Genomic DNA, 15,592 nt, shown 5'->3' with positions numbered 1-15,592 from the left:
CAAAAAAAGAAGAATAAAAAGAGAAAGAAGTAATAGGAGAAACTCTGTTTTAATTCAATTTTGCTTAAATATCTAAACATCCTCTACTAATTCACCTCTATTAAGTCTTACAATTCTCCCCAAATTTTGATTTAATATAACAGGATCATGAGTAGCAAGGATAATAGTTTTTCCTTCTTTGTTAAAATCTTTGAGAATTCCCAGTATTTCATTTATACTTGCTGGATCCAAGTTTCCGGTAGGTTCATCTGCTATCAAAATTTCTGGATTTCTTATAATGGCTCTTATTATCCCTACTTTCTGCTGCTCTCCTCCTGAAAGCTCTTTTACTTTTTTTTGTGCTTTTTCTGAAAGATTAAATCTTTCCAAGTATTCATAAATAAGGTATTTTAAATCTTTAAAAAATTTTTGAGAAAGAACTAAAGAAATTTTTATGTTTTCATATACAGTTAGTTCTGGAAAAAGTTTGTAATCTTGAAAAATAATTCCTAAATTTTGCCTTAAAAGACTTATCTCTTTTTTATTTAATCTGGAATAGGGTATATCTTCGTAAAAAATTTCTCCTGAAGTAGGTTTTTCTTCTCTATAAATGAGTTTTAGCAAAGTGGTTTTTCCTGCTCCAGTAGGACCTGTCAAAATTATAAAATCACCTTTGTCAATTTTTAAATTTATATTTATCAGAGCCTTAAAAAAAGGAGGATAGATTTTGCTCACATTCTGAAAAGTTATTAAGCTCATTGAAAATTTATTATAGCTAAAAAATTTATTTTAACAAATCTTTTGACATTTAATAACTTTTTGTTATATTTAGAAAAATTTTAAAGACAAAGCTTTTATGTTAAGATTTTTAAGAAAGGGCGCAACCTCTTTATATGTTAAACTTTTTCTTGCAATTATCGTTATTGTCTTTATATTCTGGGGAATAGGCAATTTTACTTCTGAAAGAAAAAATCTCGTAGCCAAAGTTAATGGAATACCTATTACTTTAAATGAATTTGAAGAATATTATAACTTTCAACTCTCAAGACTAAAACAAACTTTTGGAGAAATTTCACCTAAAGACTTAGCTAAGCTCAATTTTAAAGATCAGGTTTTAGAAGAACTGATAAGAATTAAACTTTTAGAAGATCAAGCAAAGAAATTAAATATAAAAATAACACCTGTAGAAATAACCTATGCAATTTCCCAAATACCATCTTTCCAAGAAAATGGAAAATTTAGTCCTTTAAAGTACCAATATATTTTGAGAGAACTTAGGATTTCTCCAGAGTTTTTTGAAAAACTTATAAAATCTGACCTTATTTATCAAAGATTAAAGCTTCTTCTTACCGGACCTATCATTGTTTCTGAAGAAGAAGCCAAAGAATTTTTAAACTACAATAAACAAACCTTAAATATATTGGAATTTGATCTCCCTCTAAGCAATTACATTCAAAAAATAAAATACACAGAGAAGGATCTGGAAAATTATTATCTTGCTCACAGAGACATTTATAAAGAAGAAGAAAAAGTTAAGCTAAGCTATTTATTCATTCCTTATAAAGGTGAAGCAAAAGTTACAGAAGAAGAAATTAAAGCCTATTATGAAAAAAACATAGAAAGATTTAAAAAGCCATTAAGGGTAAAATTAAAAAGAATATTTATACCAGATAGTGAGCCAAATGCTTTCAAAAAAGCTCAATCTATTAGAGCTGAATTAAAGTCTCTTGAGGACTTTTCCAAATTTGGGGTAAAAAATGGGGAATGGTTTGAAGAGTCTTCTTTTCCTGAGACAATAAAAAATATTATAAAAACTTCTCATCCTAAAGATATTCTTGGACCTATCAAAATCCCTTCAGGATTCTTAATTTTAGGAATTGAAGAAATACAACCAGAAAGAGTTTTAAAATTACCAGAAGTAAGAGCTGAGATACGCAGATTTTTAGAGAGAGAAAAGATCGTAAATGAAACTAAAGAAAAGGCAAATAAAATCTATGCAGAAATAGTTAAAGCCAATGGATTGAGTGTCTGGGCTAAAAATAAAAACATTGCCTTACAAGAAACAGACTGGCTTTCAAAAAAAGAATTAAGTGAAAAATTCAACAATTTTAAATTAGCGCAAGAGGTTTTTAATTCTTCAAAAGGAGATTTTTTATCTCCTATTGAAACTTTGCAGGGAATATTGTTAATTGAAGTAAAGGATAAAAAACCAGAAAGGTCTCTCTCATTTGAAGAAGCAAAAGAGAAAGTAAAAAAAGATTATCTTAATGATAAAGGAAAAGAGCTTTGTGAGAAAGAAGCAAAACAATTGATTGAAAATTTAAAGAATAAAAAAGAATTAACCAAAAGTGATCCTATTTTTAAAGATTTTAGTATCAAAGAGTTTAGTATAAAAAGGTATGAAATAAAAGATAAGTTTCCACCTGTAATTTCTCAGGAATTGATGAATGTAGGTAAAATAGGGCTAATAGAAAAGCCTTTATGGGATAAAGATATTTTAAAAATCTTTTATGCCCAGAAAATTATACCTTTTGAGGGTAAACTCGGAGAAGACGAAATTCTGGAAGCCTTGTTGACAATTTTGAAAGAAAAAAGAGAAATGTGGTTTACAGCATGGTATCAAGCTTTCAGAAAAAAGGCTAAAGTTAAAATCTATCCAGTCTTTGAAAAATTTTAGTTTTTTCAGTATTTAATTAAAAGTGACATAATAAAAAAATTTAAAAAGTGAAAGTATGCCTAAAAGAACTGATATAAAAAGAATTCTAATTATAGGTTCTGGACCCATAGTAATTGGTCAAGCATGTGAGTTTGACTATTCAGGAAGTCAAGCTTGTAAAGCACTTAAAGAAGAAGGATATGAAGTGATTTTAGTTAATTCTAATCCTGCTACCATAATGACTGATCCTGAAATGGCAGACAGAACTTATATAGAACCTCTAACTCCAGAAACTGTTGAATACATTATTAAAGAAGAACGCCCTGATGCTTTACTTCCTACCTTAGGTGGACAAACAGGACTTAATATAGCTTTTGCCTTGGCTAAAAAGGGAGTTCTTGAAAAATACGGAGTTGAACTTATTGGTGCTAAAGCATCAGCAATAGAAAAAGCAGAAAGTAGAGAGCTTTTTAGAAAAGCTATGGAAAATATAGGATTAAAAGTTCCAAAAAGTGTTATCGTTCATTCTATTTTTGAAGCTGAAAAGGCTGTTAAAGAAATAGGATTTCCTGTAATAATTAGACCAAGCTTTACACTTGGTGGAACAGGAGGAGGGGTAGCCTATAATATTGAAGAACTTAGAGAAATAGTAGAACTTGGACTTGAAATGTCTTTAATTCATCAAGTAATGCTTGAAGAGTCAGTAATAGGTTGGAAAGAATTTGAATTAGAGGTAATGAGAGATTTTAAAGATAATGTGGTAATTATTTGTTCTATTGAAAATTTTGATCCCATGGGAATTCATACAGGAGATTCTATAACTGTTGCTCCTGCTCAGACTCTTACAGATAAAGAATATCAAAGAATGAGAACAGCTGCACAAGCTATAATTAGAGAGATTGGAGTAGAAACAGGGGGATCTAATATTCAGTTTGCCATAAATCCTAAAAATGGAGAGATGGTTGTGATTGAAATGAATCCAAGAGTTTCTCGTTCCTCTGCACTTGCAAGTAAAGCAACAGGATATCCCATTGCTAAAATAGCTGCTAAATTAGCGGTAGGTTATACTCTTGATGAATTGCCCAATGACATTACAAAAGAAACTAAAGCCGCTTTTGAGCCTACTATAGATTATGTAGTAGTTAAAATTCCAAGATTCACTTTTGAAAAATTTCCAGAATGTCCAGATGAAATAACAACTTCTATGAGATCGGTTGGAGAAACCATGGCAATAGGTAGAACTTTTAAAGAGGCGATTCAAAAAGCTATTAGAGGATTGGAAATAGGTAGATTTGGATTTGGAGCTGATGGAAAGTCTCCTTCTGACCAAGGAATTATATTGCCAAAGGAGGTAATTAGAGAAAAACTTGTTCGTCCTAACAGTCAAAGACTTTTTTATATAAGAGAAGCTTTCAAAGCTGGCTTTACAATAGAGGAAATTTATAACCTAACCTATATTGATCCCTGGTTCTTGTATCAGTTAAAAGAGATTTTTGATAAAAGCGAAGAGATTAAAGGTAAAAAATTAGAAGAAATTGATGAAGAAGAAATGAGGGAGCTTAAACAAATGGGCTTCTCTGATTATCAAATAGCTTTTTTAACAGGAACTACTGAGACTAAGGTTAGAGAATATAGAAAATCCTTAGGTGTAAATCCTACTTTTAAACTTATTGATACCTGTGCTGCAGAATTTGAAGCGTATACGCCTTATTATTACTCTTCCTGGGAAGTTGAAAATGAATCAAGAGTTTCTAAAAATAAAAAAGTTTTAATAATAGGTGGTGGACCAAACAGAATAGGGCAGGGGATAGAGTTTGACTATTGTTGTGTCCATGCCTCTTTAGCTTTGAGAGAACGTGGAATAGAATCTATCATGGTTAATTCTAATCCAGAAACAGTTTCAACTGATTATGATATTTCTACCAGACTTTATTTTGAACCACTAACTTTTGAGCATATTTTAAATATTTATGAGGAAGAAAATCCAGACGGAGTAATAGTTCAGTTTGGAGGACAAACCCCTATTAACTTAGCTGTTCCTCTTTACAAAGCAGGGGTAAAAATACTTGGTACATCTCCGGAAAACATTGACAGAGCTGAAGACAGGAAAAAATTTGATCAACTTTTAGAAAAACTTGGTTTAAAAAGACCAAAAGCAGGAACTGCTTTCAGTGTAGATGAAGCTCTTGCTGTAGCTGAAAAAATAGGATATCCCCTTCTTGTTCGTCCCTCTTATGTCCTTGGTGGTAGGGCAATGAGAATAGTTTATACAGAAGAAGAACTTAAAGAATTCATAGAGAGTGCTACTAAAGTTAACCCAGAACATCCTATCTTAATAGATAAATTTTTAGAAGACGCTATAGAAATTGATGTAGATGCAATTTCAGATGGAAAGATAGTGGTTGTAGCTGGGATAATGGAACATATTGAAGAAGCAGGAATTCACTCTGGAGACTCAGCGTGTATTCTTCCTCCTCTGCATATACCTCCTAAACTTATAAAAGAGATAAAAGAAGCAACAACACTTTTAGCTAAAGAACTTGAGGTTATCGGACTTATTAATGTGCAGTACGCTATAAAAGACAACGAACTTTATGTACTTGAAGTTAATCCAAGAGCCTCAAGAACAATTCCCTTTGTCTCTAAAGCAATAGGGGTTCCTCTCGCTAAACTTGCTACTTGGATAATGTTAGGAGAAACATTAGAAAAGATAGGTTTCACAAAAGAAGTAGTTCCTCCATATTATTCAGTAAAAGAAGTAGTTTTTCCTTTTAAAAGATTTCCCAAGGTTGATGTTATTTTGGGACCAGAGATGAAATCTACTGGTGAAGTAATGGGTATAGACTGGGATCCAGCCTTAGCTTATGCTAAAGCACAAATTGCTGCAGGCATGAAGTTACCAACTGAGGGAACAGTTTTTATTTCTGTTAAAGACGAAGATAAACCAATGGTAGTTCCTATTGCAAAAACATTATCAGAACTTGGTTTTAAAATAATTGCAACTAAAGGGACTGCAAATGTATTAAAATCTTTTGGAATAAAAGTAGAAGAAGTTCCCAAAATATCAGATCACATAAGACCAAACATACTTGATCTCATTAAAAACAGAGAAATAGCTTTAGCTATAAATACTGCCAAAGGAAAAGAAAGTAAAAGCGATGCATATATGATAAGAAGATATACTATGGAATTTGATATTCCCTACGCTACCACTCTCTCCTGTGCAAGAGCCATGGTTGAAAGTATAAAAAAGATGAAATCAAAAAGTTTTTCCTTTTCGTCTTTACAAAAATATTATACCTATTTAGATTACAAATTTTACAAAACATAATATATTTCTCCTGAAAAAATCTCCAAAACTTCTTCAGAAAAGTTATCCTTAATTAATAAAGTTCCTTTTTCTGTAATATCCAAAACTTTACCCACTAATAAATTTTCCTCTACATCAAAGTTATAAGAATAAACTACACACTTTCCAATTGTATCAGAAAATTTTTTAAAATCTTCTACTATTAAATTTAAAATCTCTTCTTCTTCGAGTTTTTTTCTCTCATAAAATCTTAAAAAACCAAAGTAATATCTTAGCCAGTAAATAACAACATTTAGAACCTCAAGGATAGATACTTCTTTTTTTAAAATCTCTTTAAAACTTATGGCAGGAATTCCTGGGGGTAAAGGATTATTAACATTTATTCCTATGCCAGCAATATACCAGTTGTCAAATTTTTCTATTAGTACTCCCCCCATTTTCTTTCCGTTAAGGTGAAGGTCATTAATCCACTTAATTCTTGCTTGAATTATATTAAAATGGTGGGCACATTTAGCCATTGTCAGACCAAAGATTAAAGGAATAAAAAATGAACTTTCTTCCAGAAATTCATCGTATATACTTATTGCCATCCAAAAACCTCCCTTTTCAGCAAACCATTTTCTGTTAAATCTACCTTTGGCTTCAGAAAGAATATCAGCTCTGACAATCCTTCCATTTGCCTTTTCTGGAAAAATTTTAATTAAGTTTTTAATAACTTCCATTGCACGCGGAAGCCTTCTAAAATGCCAAACTTCTTGACCTATTTCTGGAAAATATTTAGAATAATCCAATTTTTAATAGTTAGGCCATTCTTCTTTTATTCTTTCTATAATTTTTTGAAGATAAGAAAGATTTTCTTCGGGACAAAAGCCAATCAAAGGTTGATCCCTTTCTACTAATTGAAAAGGTGTAAAATAGATATGATACACTACAAATTCTCCATCCTCAGTAAAATAAATAGGGGTTTCTCTTTTCATGAAAGTCATTATTAAAATCTCTTCTCCCTTTTTAACTTTAGTTTTTTTTAATCCCTGTTTTTCAAGTCTTGAAGCGAGTGCCGGACTTAACACATACCTTGCTGTTTCTGGAGCTCTTACTATATAAAGAGCTGAAAGTAATATTTCTGAAATAATTTCCTCTTGAGAAAAAGGATGCTTAATTTCTAAAATCGTTTCCTCAGCTTCTACAAATTTATTTAAAAGCTCTTCTCTAAGATTTTGAACAATTCCATTTATTTTTGCTCTAATAATTTTTTGATTTTTCTCTCTTTCTAATACAAAAAGGGGGGTGCCAGGTTTTTCAAGCCATTTACCTGATGGACCTTTTACTAAATCTCCTTCTTTAACTTTAAACTCTCTTATATATCCTGTATGAGGAGTTTGGACTGGATAAACTTTATAAGGATTTGCCTTAAATTTTTGTAAAATTAGATTAAGGTTTTGATATTCTATTTTCATATCTCAAATTACCTATAGTATAAGTTTTTACCTCCCATAGTAAGAAGCGCAGTAAATAGTTTTTTTCTTAATTCTCTTCTATCCCAAATACCTTGAATATGTCCTCTTTTTAAAGCATTTTCTGCACTGTGATAATCAGGTGGGACATCCTGTCCGGTTGTTTCTCTTATTACTCTTGGTCCTGCAAAACCAAGTCTTGTTGATTTAAGGGCGAATTGATAAGGAGCTGCACCTAAAAAGCTTGCAACTGGTCCTGCATAAGAATTATTATCATAAACTACTATATAAAGTCCACCTGCATCTACATAATCTCTTACAGCCATAGTGCATCTTGGCATTTGAATTACTCCAAGAGTTCCTTCGTGAATCCTTATTCCTCCTGTAGTATGAACAAGAGCTAAAAATGGTCGGCGAGTAATTTTAGCGAGTTCAATAGCTCTAATAAATTTTTCTCCTTCAGCCACCCCTACAGTACCCTGTCTAAACTCTCCTACCAGCATAACTGCAACTAAGGAAATACCCCCTATTTTCGCTTCAAAGGAAAGAAGAGCAGATTTTAAACCTGTTCTTTCCCTTGCTTCTTTCAATTTTTCTGCATATCCTTCAAATTCTAAAGGATTTCCTGAAGCTATATCATCATTGAATGTTTTAACACTGCCTTTATCAAAAAGATTGTTAAGATACCATTTATATTCCAATGGAAAATGATATCCACAATTCGGACAAACTCCGCAAAATTCCCCATATAGATCAGGCACCCATATATCAGGACATCCGTATTTTTCAGCTTGAGGACAAGTTACGGTTTTGTCTTCCAAAGCTAAGGGACTTGTATATGGAGTGATTTCTTCCTCAGCTAAAATTGGGACATGTAGTTTGGGTTTAATTTTTTTGCCTACAATAAGATTATATACTGTTTTTACTGGATCTGAAACCGGTTTAAAGAGTAAAGAAGACTCTGTGGTTAACTCATCAAAAAATTTTTTAAATCCTTTATGTCCTGGTTTAAGAACTCTATATTTTAATTCATTTTTAAATTTTAATCCCAAATTGTGTCCAAAATCAAAAAAAGATTTAAATACACTTTTGGGTTCACAAACCGCCCATTGAGACATTTTTCTATATTTTTTATATCGATTTTCTATCAAAATTTCTATTTCATCTTCATCAAGATCCCAGTTTACAAAGAATTTAAAATCTTCTGTATCTTGTTTAGAAAGGGCATATTTTCTTAAAAATTTTAGACTTCTCGTTTGAAGTATTACTTCGTCTGTTGCTTTTATCAGTTCAAATTTTAACCTTTTAAAAAAGTCAAAATCTTTTCTTCTTGCTCCAAGAGGTGGTTCAGGGATAATTTTATCTATAGTTCCAAATTCTAAATTATCTTTAGCAGTTAGCTTTAAAGCTCTTGCACATTTTTCTACTAATTCCCTGGGGGGTCTTCCTTCTTTAAGTTTGGCTACAATGGCTGCTGCACCTTCAGGACTTATAACTGAATAATAACCTTTTTCAGCCATCAATCTCATGTCAGCAAGTCCTATAGCTTCTGCTCCTCCAGAACCCCCTTCTGAAATAAAGGCTATAGTAGGTACTTTTAATTTTGCCATATAATATAAATTTCTTGCTATTTGTTGAGCTGCACCTGGATAATCTTCAATAGGATAAGCCCCTGGAGTAAAAATAAAAAAATGTATAGGAATACCTTCTGTTTCAGCCATTTTCATATAACGAAGAGCCTTTTCATTACCCCAAGGTTTAGCACTTCCTCCTTGACGAAATTCCTCTCCATGCCCCTTTTCGTGTCCAATAACCATAACCTGATGAAAATAAAGCTCATTATCAACCTTTCTAATTAGCATTGCTTTAGCACAAACAATAGCAGGATCTATATTTAGCTCACCCTCTCCCCCTAATTCCATATATGAATCATAAACATTTTCCAAAATATCCTGAAGAGTAAATCTTTGGGGATGTCTTGTAATTTTAACAATTTCATAAGGAGTAAGAGTTTTTTCTCCCTCCTCCATGATAAATTTAAGTCTGCTATCAACTTGAAAAATAAAGTTTTCTATAAAACTTGCATCATAATGATAAAAATTTTCATAAACTTTAGAAATTTCTTCTACAAGAGAAGAAATATTTAAAAAGTCCTCTCCCTTGATATCTCTTACATAAACAGCGGTATCTAAAAGATCTTTAATTTTCCTGTGCCACTCTAGTTTCATAATCTTTAAGTTTTTACAAATTTGTAAAGCAATCCTATGTTTTCTTTTAAAAATTCTATGTTAGTAATGAGCTTTTCTCCTTTTGGAGTATATCCCTCTATTATAACATCATTCAGAAATTCTAAACTTCTCCTTTTTGCTTCTTCAAAATTTTCTCCATAAATTATAGCTAAGGCTAAGTTAGGATCAAACTGAGTAGGAATAGTATAAGGTTTGTCTCGAGGAACATGGGTTCTTATAGTAAGCCAAGGTTTTTCAGTCCAGCTAAACTTAGTAATGGTTCCACTTAGAGGTATAAATCCTTTTTTTGTATCCTCAGCAATTAATCTTAATTCAATACTTACCCCTTTAAACTCAATATCTTCTTGAGAGTATCCCAATTTTTCGCCAAAAGCAATTCTTATCTGCTCTTTTATCAGGTTAACTTGTTTACCCCTGATAAAGGATATTTTAGCTGATATTTCATTTTCTACTTGAATTCTTGTATTTACTTCCATAAGATAATAATTACCTTCAGGGGTTATTAACCACTCCCATGTCCCTACATTATCATAGTTAAAATGTTTAGCCAACTTTAAAGAATAATTAATTATATTTTTTTCAACTTCTCTAAAATCAAAATTATATTCGCCTTTTTCATCAAACCCAGGAGCTATTTCTATTCTTTTTTGTTTAGAAATGCTCTGAATACTACAATTTCTTGTTCCAAAATGAACATATTCTCCGTGTTTACTTCCAAGGATTTGGACCTCTACATGCTGTATACAAGGAATCTTGGCTTCAATAACAATTCCTTCATCACCAAAAAGTCTTTTAGCATAGGCTCTAATTTTTCTAAAGGTTGGACGGAGTTCTTCTAAGTCTTTTACTTCGGCAATTCCCATTCCTCCACCACCTGCAACAGCTTTAATTAATAAAGATGGATTGTTAATACCTTCTGAATTGAGATTTTCATAGAGTTCTTCTGCTTTTAGTTCTGCTTCTATTTCATTATAAATGGGCTCTGTAGTTCCTGGAATAACCGGAATTCCTAAATTTTTAGCTAATTTTTTCAAAAAAAGTTTGTTCCCCAAATTTTTTATGGTTTCCCAAGAAGGACCAATAAAAATAAGTGGTCTTTCTCTTTTTACTACTCTTCTTGCAAATCTATAATTTTCTGAAAGAAAGCCATAACCTGGATGTATGGCAGTACATTTAGCTTCATCAGCTACTGCCAAAATATCATTCATGTCATTGTAATCAGAAATTCTATACTTTTTTTCTGCTAATTTCACATGGAGAGATTCCTGATCTTCCTTAGTATAAACAGCAACATAGTCAATACCTAATTCTTTACAAGCTTCCATTATTCTTAATGCAATTTCCCCTCTATTTGCAATAAGAACTCTTTCTTTCATGAAATTTTTAAGTTAATCTTCAAAGGGATTTTTTAAAATAAGACAGTTTTCCCTTTCCGGACCAGTAGAAATTAAATAAAAGGGAATACCTAAATGCTCTTCTATTGTTTTTATATACAATTTTGTTTCTTCTGGAAGATCTTCAAAATTTTTAATAGATTTAATATCTTGTTTCCATCCTGGAATTTCTTTGTAAATAGGTTTAAGCTTAGCTATTTCAGTTAAATTTGCAGGTAAATAATCTATAATTTTTCCTTCATACTCGTAATCAACACAAATTTTTATTTTCTCAAGTCCTGATAGAACATCAAGTTTGGTAAGAGCAAGAGCTTTAATGCTATTAAGTCTTATAGCAGTTTTAACCAAAACAAGATCTAACCATCCACATCTTCTTGGTCTTCCAGTAGTTGAACCAAACTCATTACCTTTTTCTCTGAGATAATTACCTATCTCATCTTTTAATTCGGTAGGAAAGGGACCTTCTCCAACTCTTGTGGTATAAGCTTTTACTACTCCTAAAACCATATCTATCTCAAGAGGACCAAGTCCTGTGCCGCAACAGGCATTTCCAGCAAGTGTATTAGATGAAGTCACATAGGGATAAGTTCCATGATCTATATCCAGAAATGTCCCCTGAGCTCCTTCAAACAAAATTTTTTTATTCTCTTTTTTTGCTTTCCAAAGGACTAAAGAAACATCTGTTAAATACTTTTTCAAATATTCTCCATATCTTACATATTTTTCATAAATATCCTCAAATTTTATGGTTTCCTCATTAAAATACTTAAGAATAAAATTTTTTTCCTCAAGAATAACTTTTAATTTTTCTTTAAAAACTTCTGGATAAGTAAGATCTATCAATCTAAAACCTTTTCTTGCAACTTTATCCTCATAACAAGGACCTATTCCTCTACAAGTAGTTCCTATTTTATCTTTTTTAGCCTTTTTTTCTCTTGCTAAATCAAGAATTTTATGATAGGGCATTATAGTATGAGCTTTTTCACTTATAAGAAGTTTATTAGAATCTATCTCAAATCCTTCCTTTTTGAGTTTTTCTATTTCATCAATTAATACTTCAGGATCTACAACTACACCGTTTCCTATTACACAAACTGTTTGAGGCCAAAGTATTCCAGAGGGTATCAGATGAAAAATATATTTTTTTCCATTTATAATAATAGTATGTCCTGCATTACTTCCTCCTTGAAAACGGACTACATAATCTGCTTTTTCTGTAAGAACATCAACTATCTTTCCCTTTCCCTCGTCTCCCCATTGAGTCCCCACTACCACTAAGGCAGGCATAATACCCCTCCTTCCTTATTCCCCAAAAAATGTATTATACCATTAAGTTTAAAGATTACAAAGTATTTTGATTTTTTAACTAATTCTTTTAATTTTAGCTACAAAAAAACCAACTGCCTGAATCTCGTGAGTGTAAAAACGTTTAGTCAATTTTAAAGAAGGATGATAGGGTTTTCCTTCCCATTCAGTTAACCCTGGATGATAAGGTAAAGGTGACTCCCAATCTACTATCTCTGCATGTCTTTTTCTAAGAAGATAATCAACTACTTCCTCATTCTCTTTAGGATTTATGGTGCATGTGCTATACACTATTATTCCTCCTGGTTCAATAAGATCAAAAGCTCTAATAAGAAGACCTTTTTGAATAGAAGGAAGATTAGCTCTTCCTGTTCCTTTTTGATAAAGAATCTCCCCTTCTAAGCCTACTCTATATCTTCCCTCTCCTGTGCAAGGAGCATCAACTAAAATTTTATTAAAAGGTATCCCAAAGGGAAATTGTTCTCCTCTATATCTTGTAGTAATAGCACAGGTTATTCCAAGTCTCTTAATATTAGCTACAAGTGCAGTCAATCTATCAATTCTTTTATCATTTGAGACAATTATGGCTTTATCTTCTGTTACCATTGCTATAAGACCTGTTTTTCCGCCCGGAGCTGCACACATATCTAAAATTAAGTCTCCTGGTTTTGGATCAAGAGCTATAACAGGAAGACTACTTGAAAGCGTCATAGAATGAATAAGTCCTAAACTATACTCTTCAAGATTTCCTAAAGACACTTCCTCATTATTGAGCACTCTGTAAAAATAGGGGACCTCTTTTACCTTTTCAAAAAAGACTCCTTTTTCTTTGAGACTTTCAAGCAAATATTCCTGTTCTTCTTTAGTTGAAACCTTTAAAGTGTTTATTCTAAAATATTGAGGCATAGGAATTTTAAGATAAAGAAGAAACTTTTCATAATCTGGGATTAAATTTTCGTATTTACTAAAGTACTCCTCATAATAAAAAGAGGAGACATTATTCTTTCTTCCCATTTAACAAAATCTCGCAAAGTTCTTTATGATTTTTTACAATTAAATCAGCCAGATTTAGGTGATTTTCAGGAAGAGTGGTAGTTATTCCTATACAGAAAATATTAGCATTTTTTGCAGACATAATACCTGCAGGTGAATTTTCCACCACAAGGGCTTCTTCATTTTTAATTTTAAAGATTTCAAGAGCTTTTAAATATGGATCTGGATTAGGTTTTCTCCTCTCAACTTTATCTCCCGTTATTATTACGGAAAAATAGGGAATTAATTTTTTAGGAAATACTTCATTAAAAATTTCACTATGAGAACTCGTAACTAAGGCCATTTTCTTTTTTTCTTTTTTTAAATTTTCTAATAAATCAGGCACTTCAGGAAAGGGTTTAACTAAATTTGCATATTTGGTTTTAAAAATCTCTTTTTGAATTTTAAAAATCTTTTTAAAAAATTCAGGCGTGGGATTTATCCCTTTTTTAAGAAACATATCTTTTGCAGTATCAAGTTCAATTGCTCCTTCATGAAGATAAATTTCTATTTCTTCAAATTTGAGCCCAAAATAAGAAAAAGCTTCTATCCAGGCTTTAGCATGATAAGGCATACTGTCTAAAATAACTCCGTCTAAATCAAAAAATAAATAATCCTTCATAAATCTTTAACCTTTTTCTAAAGCCTTCTTAATTGACTCTAATACTTCTTTTTCAGTAAGTTCCTCTATTTTAACAAGTTTATTTTTAGTTGTTTTTCCTTTTAGAATTTTTACTTGCTCTTTGGGAATTTTAAAAAGTTTTCCTAAAAACTGGCATAAACTTTCATTAGCCTTGTTTTTTTCTGGTTTTGCTTTTAAATTTATTTCTAAAAAATTGGGTTCTTTAAAAAAAATAATTTTGTCCTTTGAAGACCCTGGGTTAACTTTTATTTGTAAAATCATTAAAACATGAAAAGTTTTATACTAAGATAATTAAGAAAATTTTGGATAACAAATATAATGAAAATAACAATAACAGGACTAACATCAATTCCTGCAACAGGTGGGATTATTCTTCTTATCGGGGCTAATACCGGCTCTGTTACTCTATAAAGAAATCTCGCCACAGGATGAAAGGGAAAAGGATTTACCCAAGAAATGATAGCACGAGCTATAATAATCCAGATGTAAATAGTTAATAATAAATCTATCAATTGAATAAAGGACCTTAGCAATATCTTTATAAACGCCATTTTTAAGTATTTACGGTTTTTCCTTTATTTTCGTAAGCCTCTATAATTTTCTGAACTATAGGATGTCTTACCACATCGTTTTTGGTAAAGTATACAAAGGTAATTCCTTCGATACCTTCTAATATTTCTATAGCTTCAAGTAATCCAGATTTTTTAGGATCTGGCAAGTCTATTTGGGTTATATCTCCTGTAATTACAGCTTTAGAATTTTGTCCTAAACGGGTAAGAAACATTTTCATTTGTTCTGAAGTAGTGTTTTGAGCTTCATCAAGAATAATAAATGCTTCATTAAGAGTTCTTCCTCTCATAAAAGCAAGGGGAGCAATTTCAATAGCTCCTTTCTGGAAAAGTCTCATCACTTTATCAAATGAGAGCATATCATAAAGGGCATCATAAAGGGGTCTCAAATAGGGATTTACTTTTTCTGTTATATCCCCAGGTAAAAATCCGAGTTTTTCTCCTGCTTCAACAGCAGGTCTTACAAGGATTATTCTATTTACTTCTCCTTTCATTAAATAAGATACTGCCATAGCTACAGCAAGATAGGTTTTTCCTGTCCCAGCAGGACCTATTCCAAAAACTACTTCAGACTTTCTTATAGCTTCTATATATCTTTTTTGAGTCACTCCTTTGGGAGTTATTATCTTTCTTCCAGAAGTTACAAATATAGTGTCTAAGAAAATGTCTTTTAATTTAGCTTGAGGATTTTCCAGAATAATTCTTGAAGCATATTCTACATCCGAAGGATAAAGGTTATAACCAGACTTTACCAGTAAATACAGTTCTTCTATCGTTTTTTCGGCAAGCTCAGAATCTATAGGCTCTCCTGTAATAAAGACATGATTCCCCTTAAGAGAAAGTTGAACCCTAAAATGATTTTCCAAAATTTTAAAATGTGCACCTCTTTCCCCGTAAAGTGCACGCAATACAGGATATTCTTCAAAAACCAATTCTTTTGTAACAATTTCTTCTTTTACATTCTCCAAATTCATGTTTGCCTATCACCTCAACTTAAAATT

At 31.5% G+C, this 15,592-nt stretch carries 13 protein-coding genes; 2 read left to right on the top strand and 11 right to left on the bottom strand.

Annotated elements, in window-relative coordinates; translation table 11 throughout:
* Window positions 1–72: 72 nt before the first annotated feature.
* The gene (locus ACLGLP_RS06440; RefSeq protein ID WP_492112458.1) at window positions 73–738 is read right to left on the bottom strand and encodes a cell division ATP-binding protein FtsE; all 666 of its coding nucleotides are present in this window, start codon (window positions 736–738) and stop codon (window positions 73–75) included.
* 97 nt (window positions 739–835) lie between these two features.
* On the opposite strand from ACLGLP_RS06440, the gene ACLGLP_RS06435 reads away from it, so the two are divergent.
* Entirely contained in the window at window positions 836–2,656 is a 1,821-nt protein-coding gene (locus ACLGLP_RS06435; RefSeq protein WP_492112457.1) for a SurA N-terminal domain-containing protein, read from the top strand.
* 55 nt (window positions 2,657–2,711) lie between these two features.
* Window positions 2,712–5,966 (top strand): carbamoyl-phosphate synthase large subunit, encoded by a 3,255-nt coding sequence (carB, locus tag ACLGLP_RS06430; protein WP_492112456.1) that lies wholly within the window; start codon window positions 2,712–2,714, stop codon window positions 5,964–5,966.
* Here the strand turns inward: carB and ACLGLP_RS06425 are convergent.
* The 10 genes from ACLGLP_RS06425 to ACLGLP_RS06380 form a co-directional block, all read right to left on the bottom strand.
* Window positions 5,954–6,667 (bottom strand): biotin--[acetyl-CoA-carboxylase] ligase, encoded by a 714-nt coding sequence (locus ACLGLP_RS06425; protein WP_492112455.1) that lies wholly within the window; start codon window positions 6,665–6,667, stop codon window positions 5,954–5,956. The genes carB and ACLGLP_RS06425 overlap by 13 nt on opposite strands.
* 72 nt (window positions 6,668–6,739) lie before the next feature.
* Window positions 6,740–7,402: a biotin/lipoyl attachment domain-containing protein gene (locus tag ACLGLP_RS06420; protein ID WP_492112454.1), complete on the bottom strand. Its 663-nt coding sequence runs from the start codon at window positions 7,400–7,402 to the stop codon at window positions 6,740–6,742.
* A gap of 8 nt (window positions 7,403–7,410) precedes the next feature.
* Window positions 7,411–9,627, bottom strand: coding sequence for an acetyl-CoA carboxylase carboxyl transferase subunit alpha/beta (locus tag ACLGLP_RS06415; RefSeq protein ID WP_492112453.1), 2,217 nt, complete (start codon window positions 9,625–9,627; stop codon window positions 7,411–7,413).
* Between the two features lie 5 nt (window positions 9,628–9,632).
* A complete protein-coding gene (locus ACLGLP_RS06410; protein WP_492112452.1) occupies window positions 9,633–11,024 on the bottom strand; it encodes a biotin carboxylase N-terminal domain-containing protein in 1,392 nt (463 codons plus the stop codon).
* 12 nt (window positions 11,025–11,036) lie between these two features.
* Entirely contained in the window at window positions 11,037–12,329 is a 1,293-nt protein-coding gene (locus ACLGLP_RS06405) for an adenylosuccinate synthase (protein ID WP_492112451.1), read from the bottom strand.
* A 75-nt stretch (window positions 12,330–12,404) separates the two neighbouring features.
* Window positions 12,405–13,361, bottom strand: a complete 957-nt coding sequence (locus ACLGLP_RS06400) for an NOL1/NOP2/sun family putative RNA methylase (protein WP_492112450.1) — start codon at window positions 13,359–13,361, stop codon at window positions 12,405–12,407.
* A complete protein-coding gene (locus ACLGLP_RS06395; RefSeq protein WP_492112449.1) occupies window positions 13,345–14,001 on the bottom strand; it encodes an HAD family hydrolase in 657 nt (218 codons plus the stop codon). Before ACLGLP_RS06395 ends, ACLGLP_RS06400 begins: the two co-directional genes overlap by 17 nt.
* A 6-nt stretch (window positions 14,002–14,007) precedes the next feature.
* Window positions 14,008–14,283, bottom strand: a complete 276-nt coding sequence (locus ACLGLP_RS06390; RefSeq protein ID WP_492112448.1) for a DUF167 domain-containing protein — start codon at window positions 14,281–14,283, stop codon at window positions 14,008–14,010.
* Window positions 14,283–14,534, bottom strand: a complete 252-nt coding sequence (locus ACLGLP_RS06385; protein WP_492112447.1) for a YggT family protein — start codon at window positions 14,532–14,534, stop codon at window positions 14,283–14,285. Before ACLGLP_RS06385 ends, ACLGLP_RS06390 begins: the two co-directional genes overlap by 1 nt.
* Window positions 14,535–14,575: 41 nt before the next feature.
* Window positions 14,576–15,565 carry a PhoH family protein gene (locus ACLGLP_RS06380; RefSeq protein WP_492112446.1) on the bottom strand — a complete coding sequence of 330 codons (990 nt, stop codon included), beginning with the start codon at window positions 15,563–15,565 and terminating at the stop codon, window positions 14,576–14,578.
* Window positions 15,566–15,592 lie beyond the last annotated feature (27 nt).

This window comes from Caldimicrobium sp. SLHALR3, assembly GCF_058692735.1.
This window is presented reverse-complemented; position numbering and strand designations above follow the sequence as displayed.

Excerpts from the sequence above, each read along its gene's own strand:
- ACLGLP_RS06440 (WP_492112458.1), bottom strand. The coding sequence starts at position 738 with ATGAGCTTAATAACTTTTCAGAATGTGAGCAAAATCTATCCTCCTTTT.
- ACLGLP_RS06435 (WP_492112457.1), top strand. The coding sequence starts at position 836 with ATGTTAAGATTTTTAAGAAAGGGCGCAACCTCTTTATATGTTAAACTT.
- carB (WP_492112456.1), top strand. The coding sequence starts at position 2,712 with ATGCCTAAAAGAACTGATATAAAAAGAATTCTAATTATAGGTTCTGGA.
- ACLGLP_RS06425 (WP_492112455.1), bottom strand. The coding sequence starts at position 6,667 with ATGGAAGTTATTAAAAACTTAATTAAAATTTTTCCAGAAAAGGCAAAT.
- ACLGLP_RS06420 (WP_492112454.1), bottom strand. The coding sequence starts at position 7,402 with ATGAAAATAGAATATCAAAACCTTAATCTAATTTTACAAAAATTTAAG.
- ACLGLP_RS06415 (WP_492112453.1), bottom strand. The coding sequence starts at position 9,627 with ATGAAACTAGAGTGGCACAGGAAAATTAAAGATCTTTTAGATACCGCT.
- ACLGLP_RS06410 (WP_492112452.1), bottom strand. The coding sequence starts at position 11,024 with ATGAAAGAAAGAGTTCTTATTGCAAATAGAGGGGAAATTGCATTAAGA.
- ACLGLP_RS06405 (WP_492112451.1), bottom strand. The coding sequence starts at position 12,329 with ATGCCTGCCTTAGTGGTAGTGGGGACTCAATGGGGAGACGAGGGAAAG.
- ACLGLP_RS06400 (WP_492112450.1), bottom strand. The coding sequence starts at position 13,361 with ATGGGAAGAAAGAATAATGTCTCCTCTTTTTATTATGAGGAGTACTTT.
- ACLGLP_RS06395 (WP_492112449.1), bottom strand. The coding sequence starts at position 14,001 with ATGAAGGATTATTTATTTTTTGATTTAGACGGAGTTATTTTAGACAGT.
- ACLGLP_RS06390 (WP_492112448.1), bottom strand. The coding sequence starts at position 14,283 with ATGATTTTACAAATAAAAGTTAACCCAGGGTCTTCAAAGGACAAAATT.
- ACLGLP_RS06380 (WP_492112446.1), bottom strand. The coding sequence starts at position 15,565 with ATGAATTTGGAGAATGTAAAAGAAGAAATTGTTACAAAAGAATTGGTT.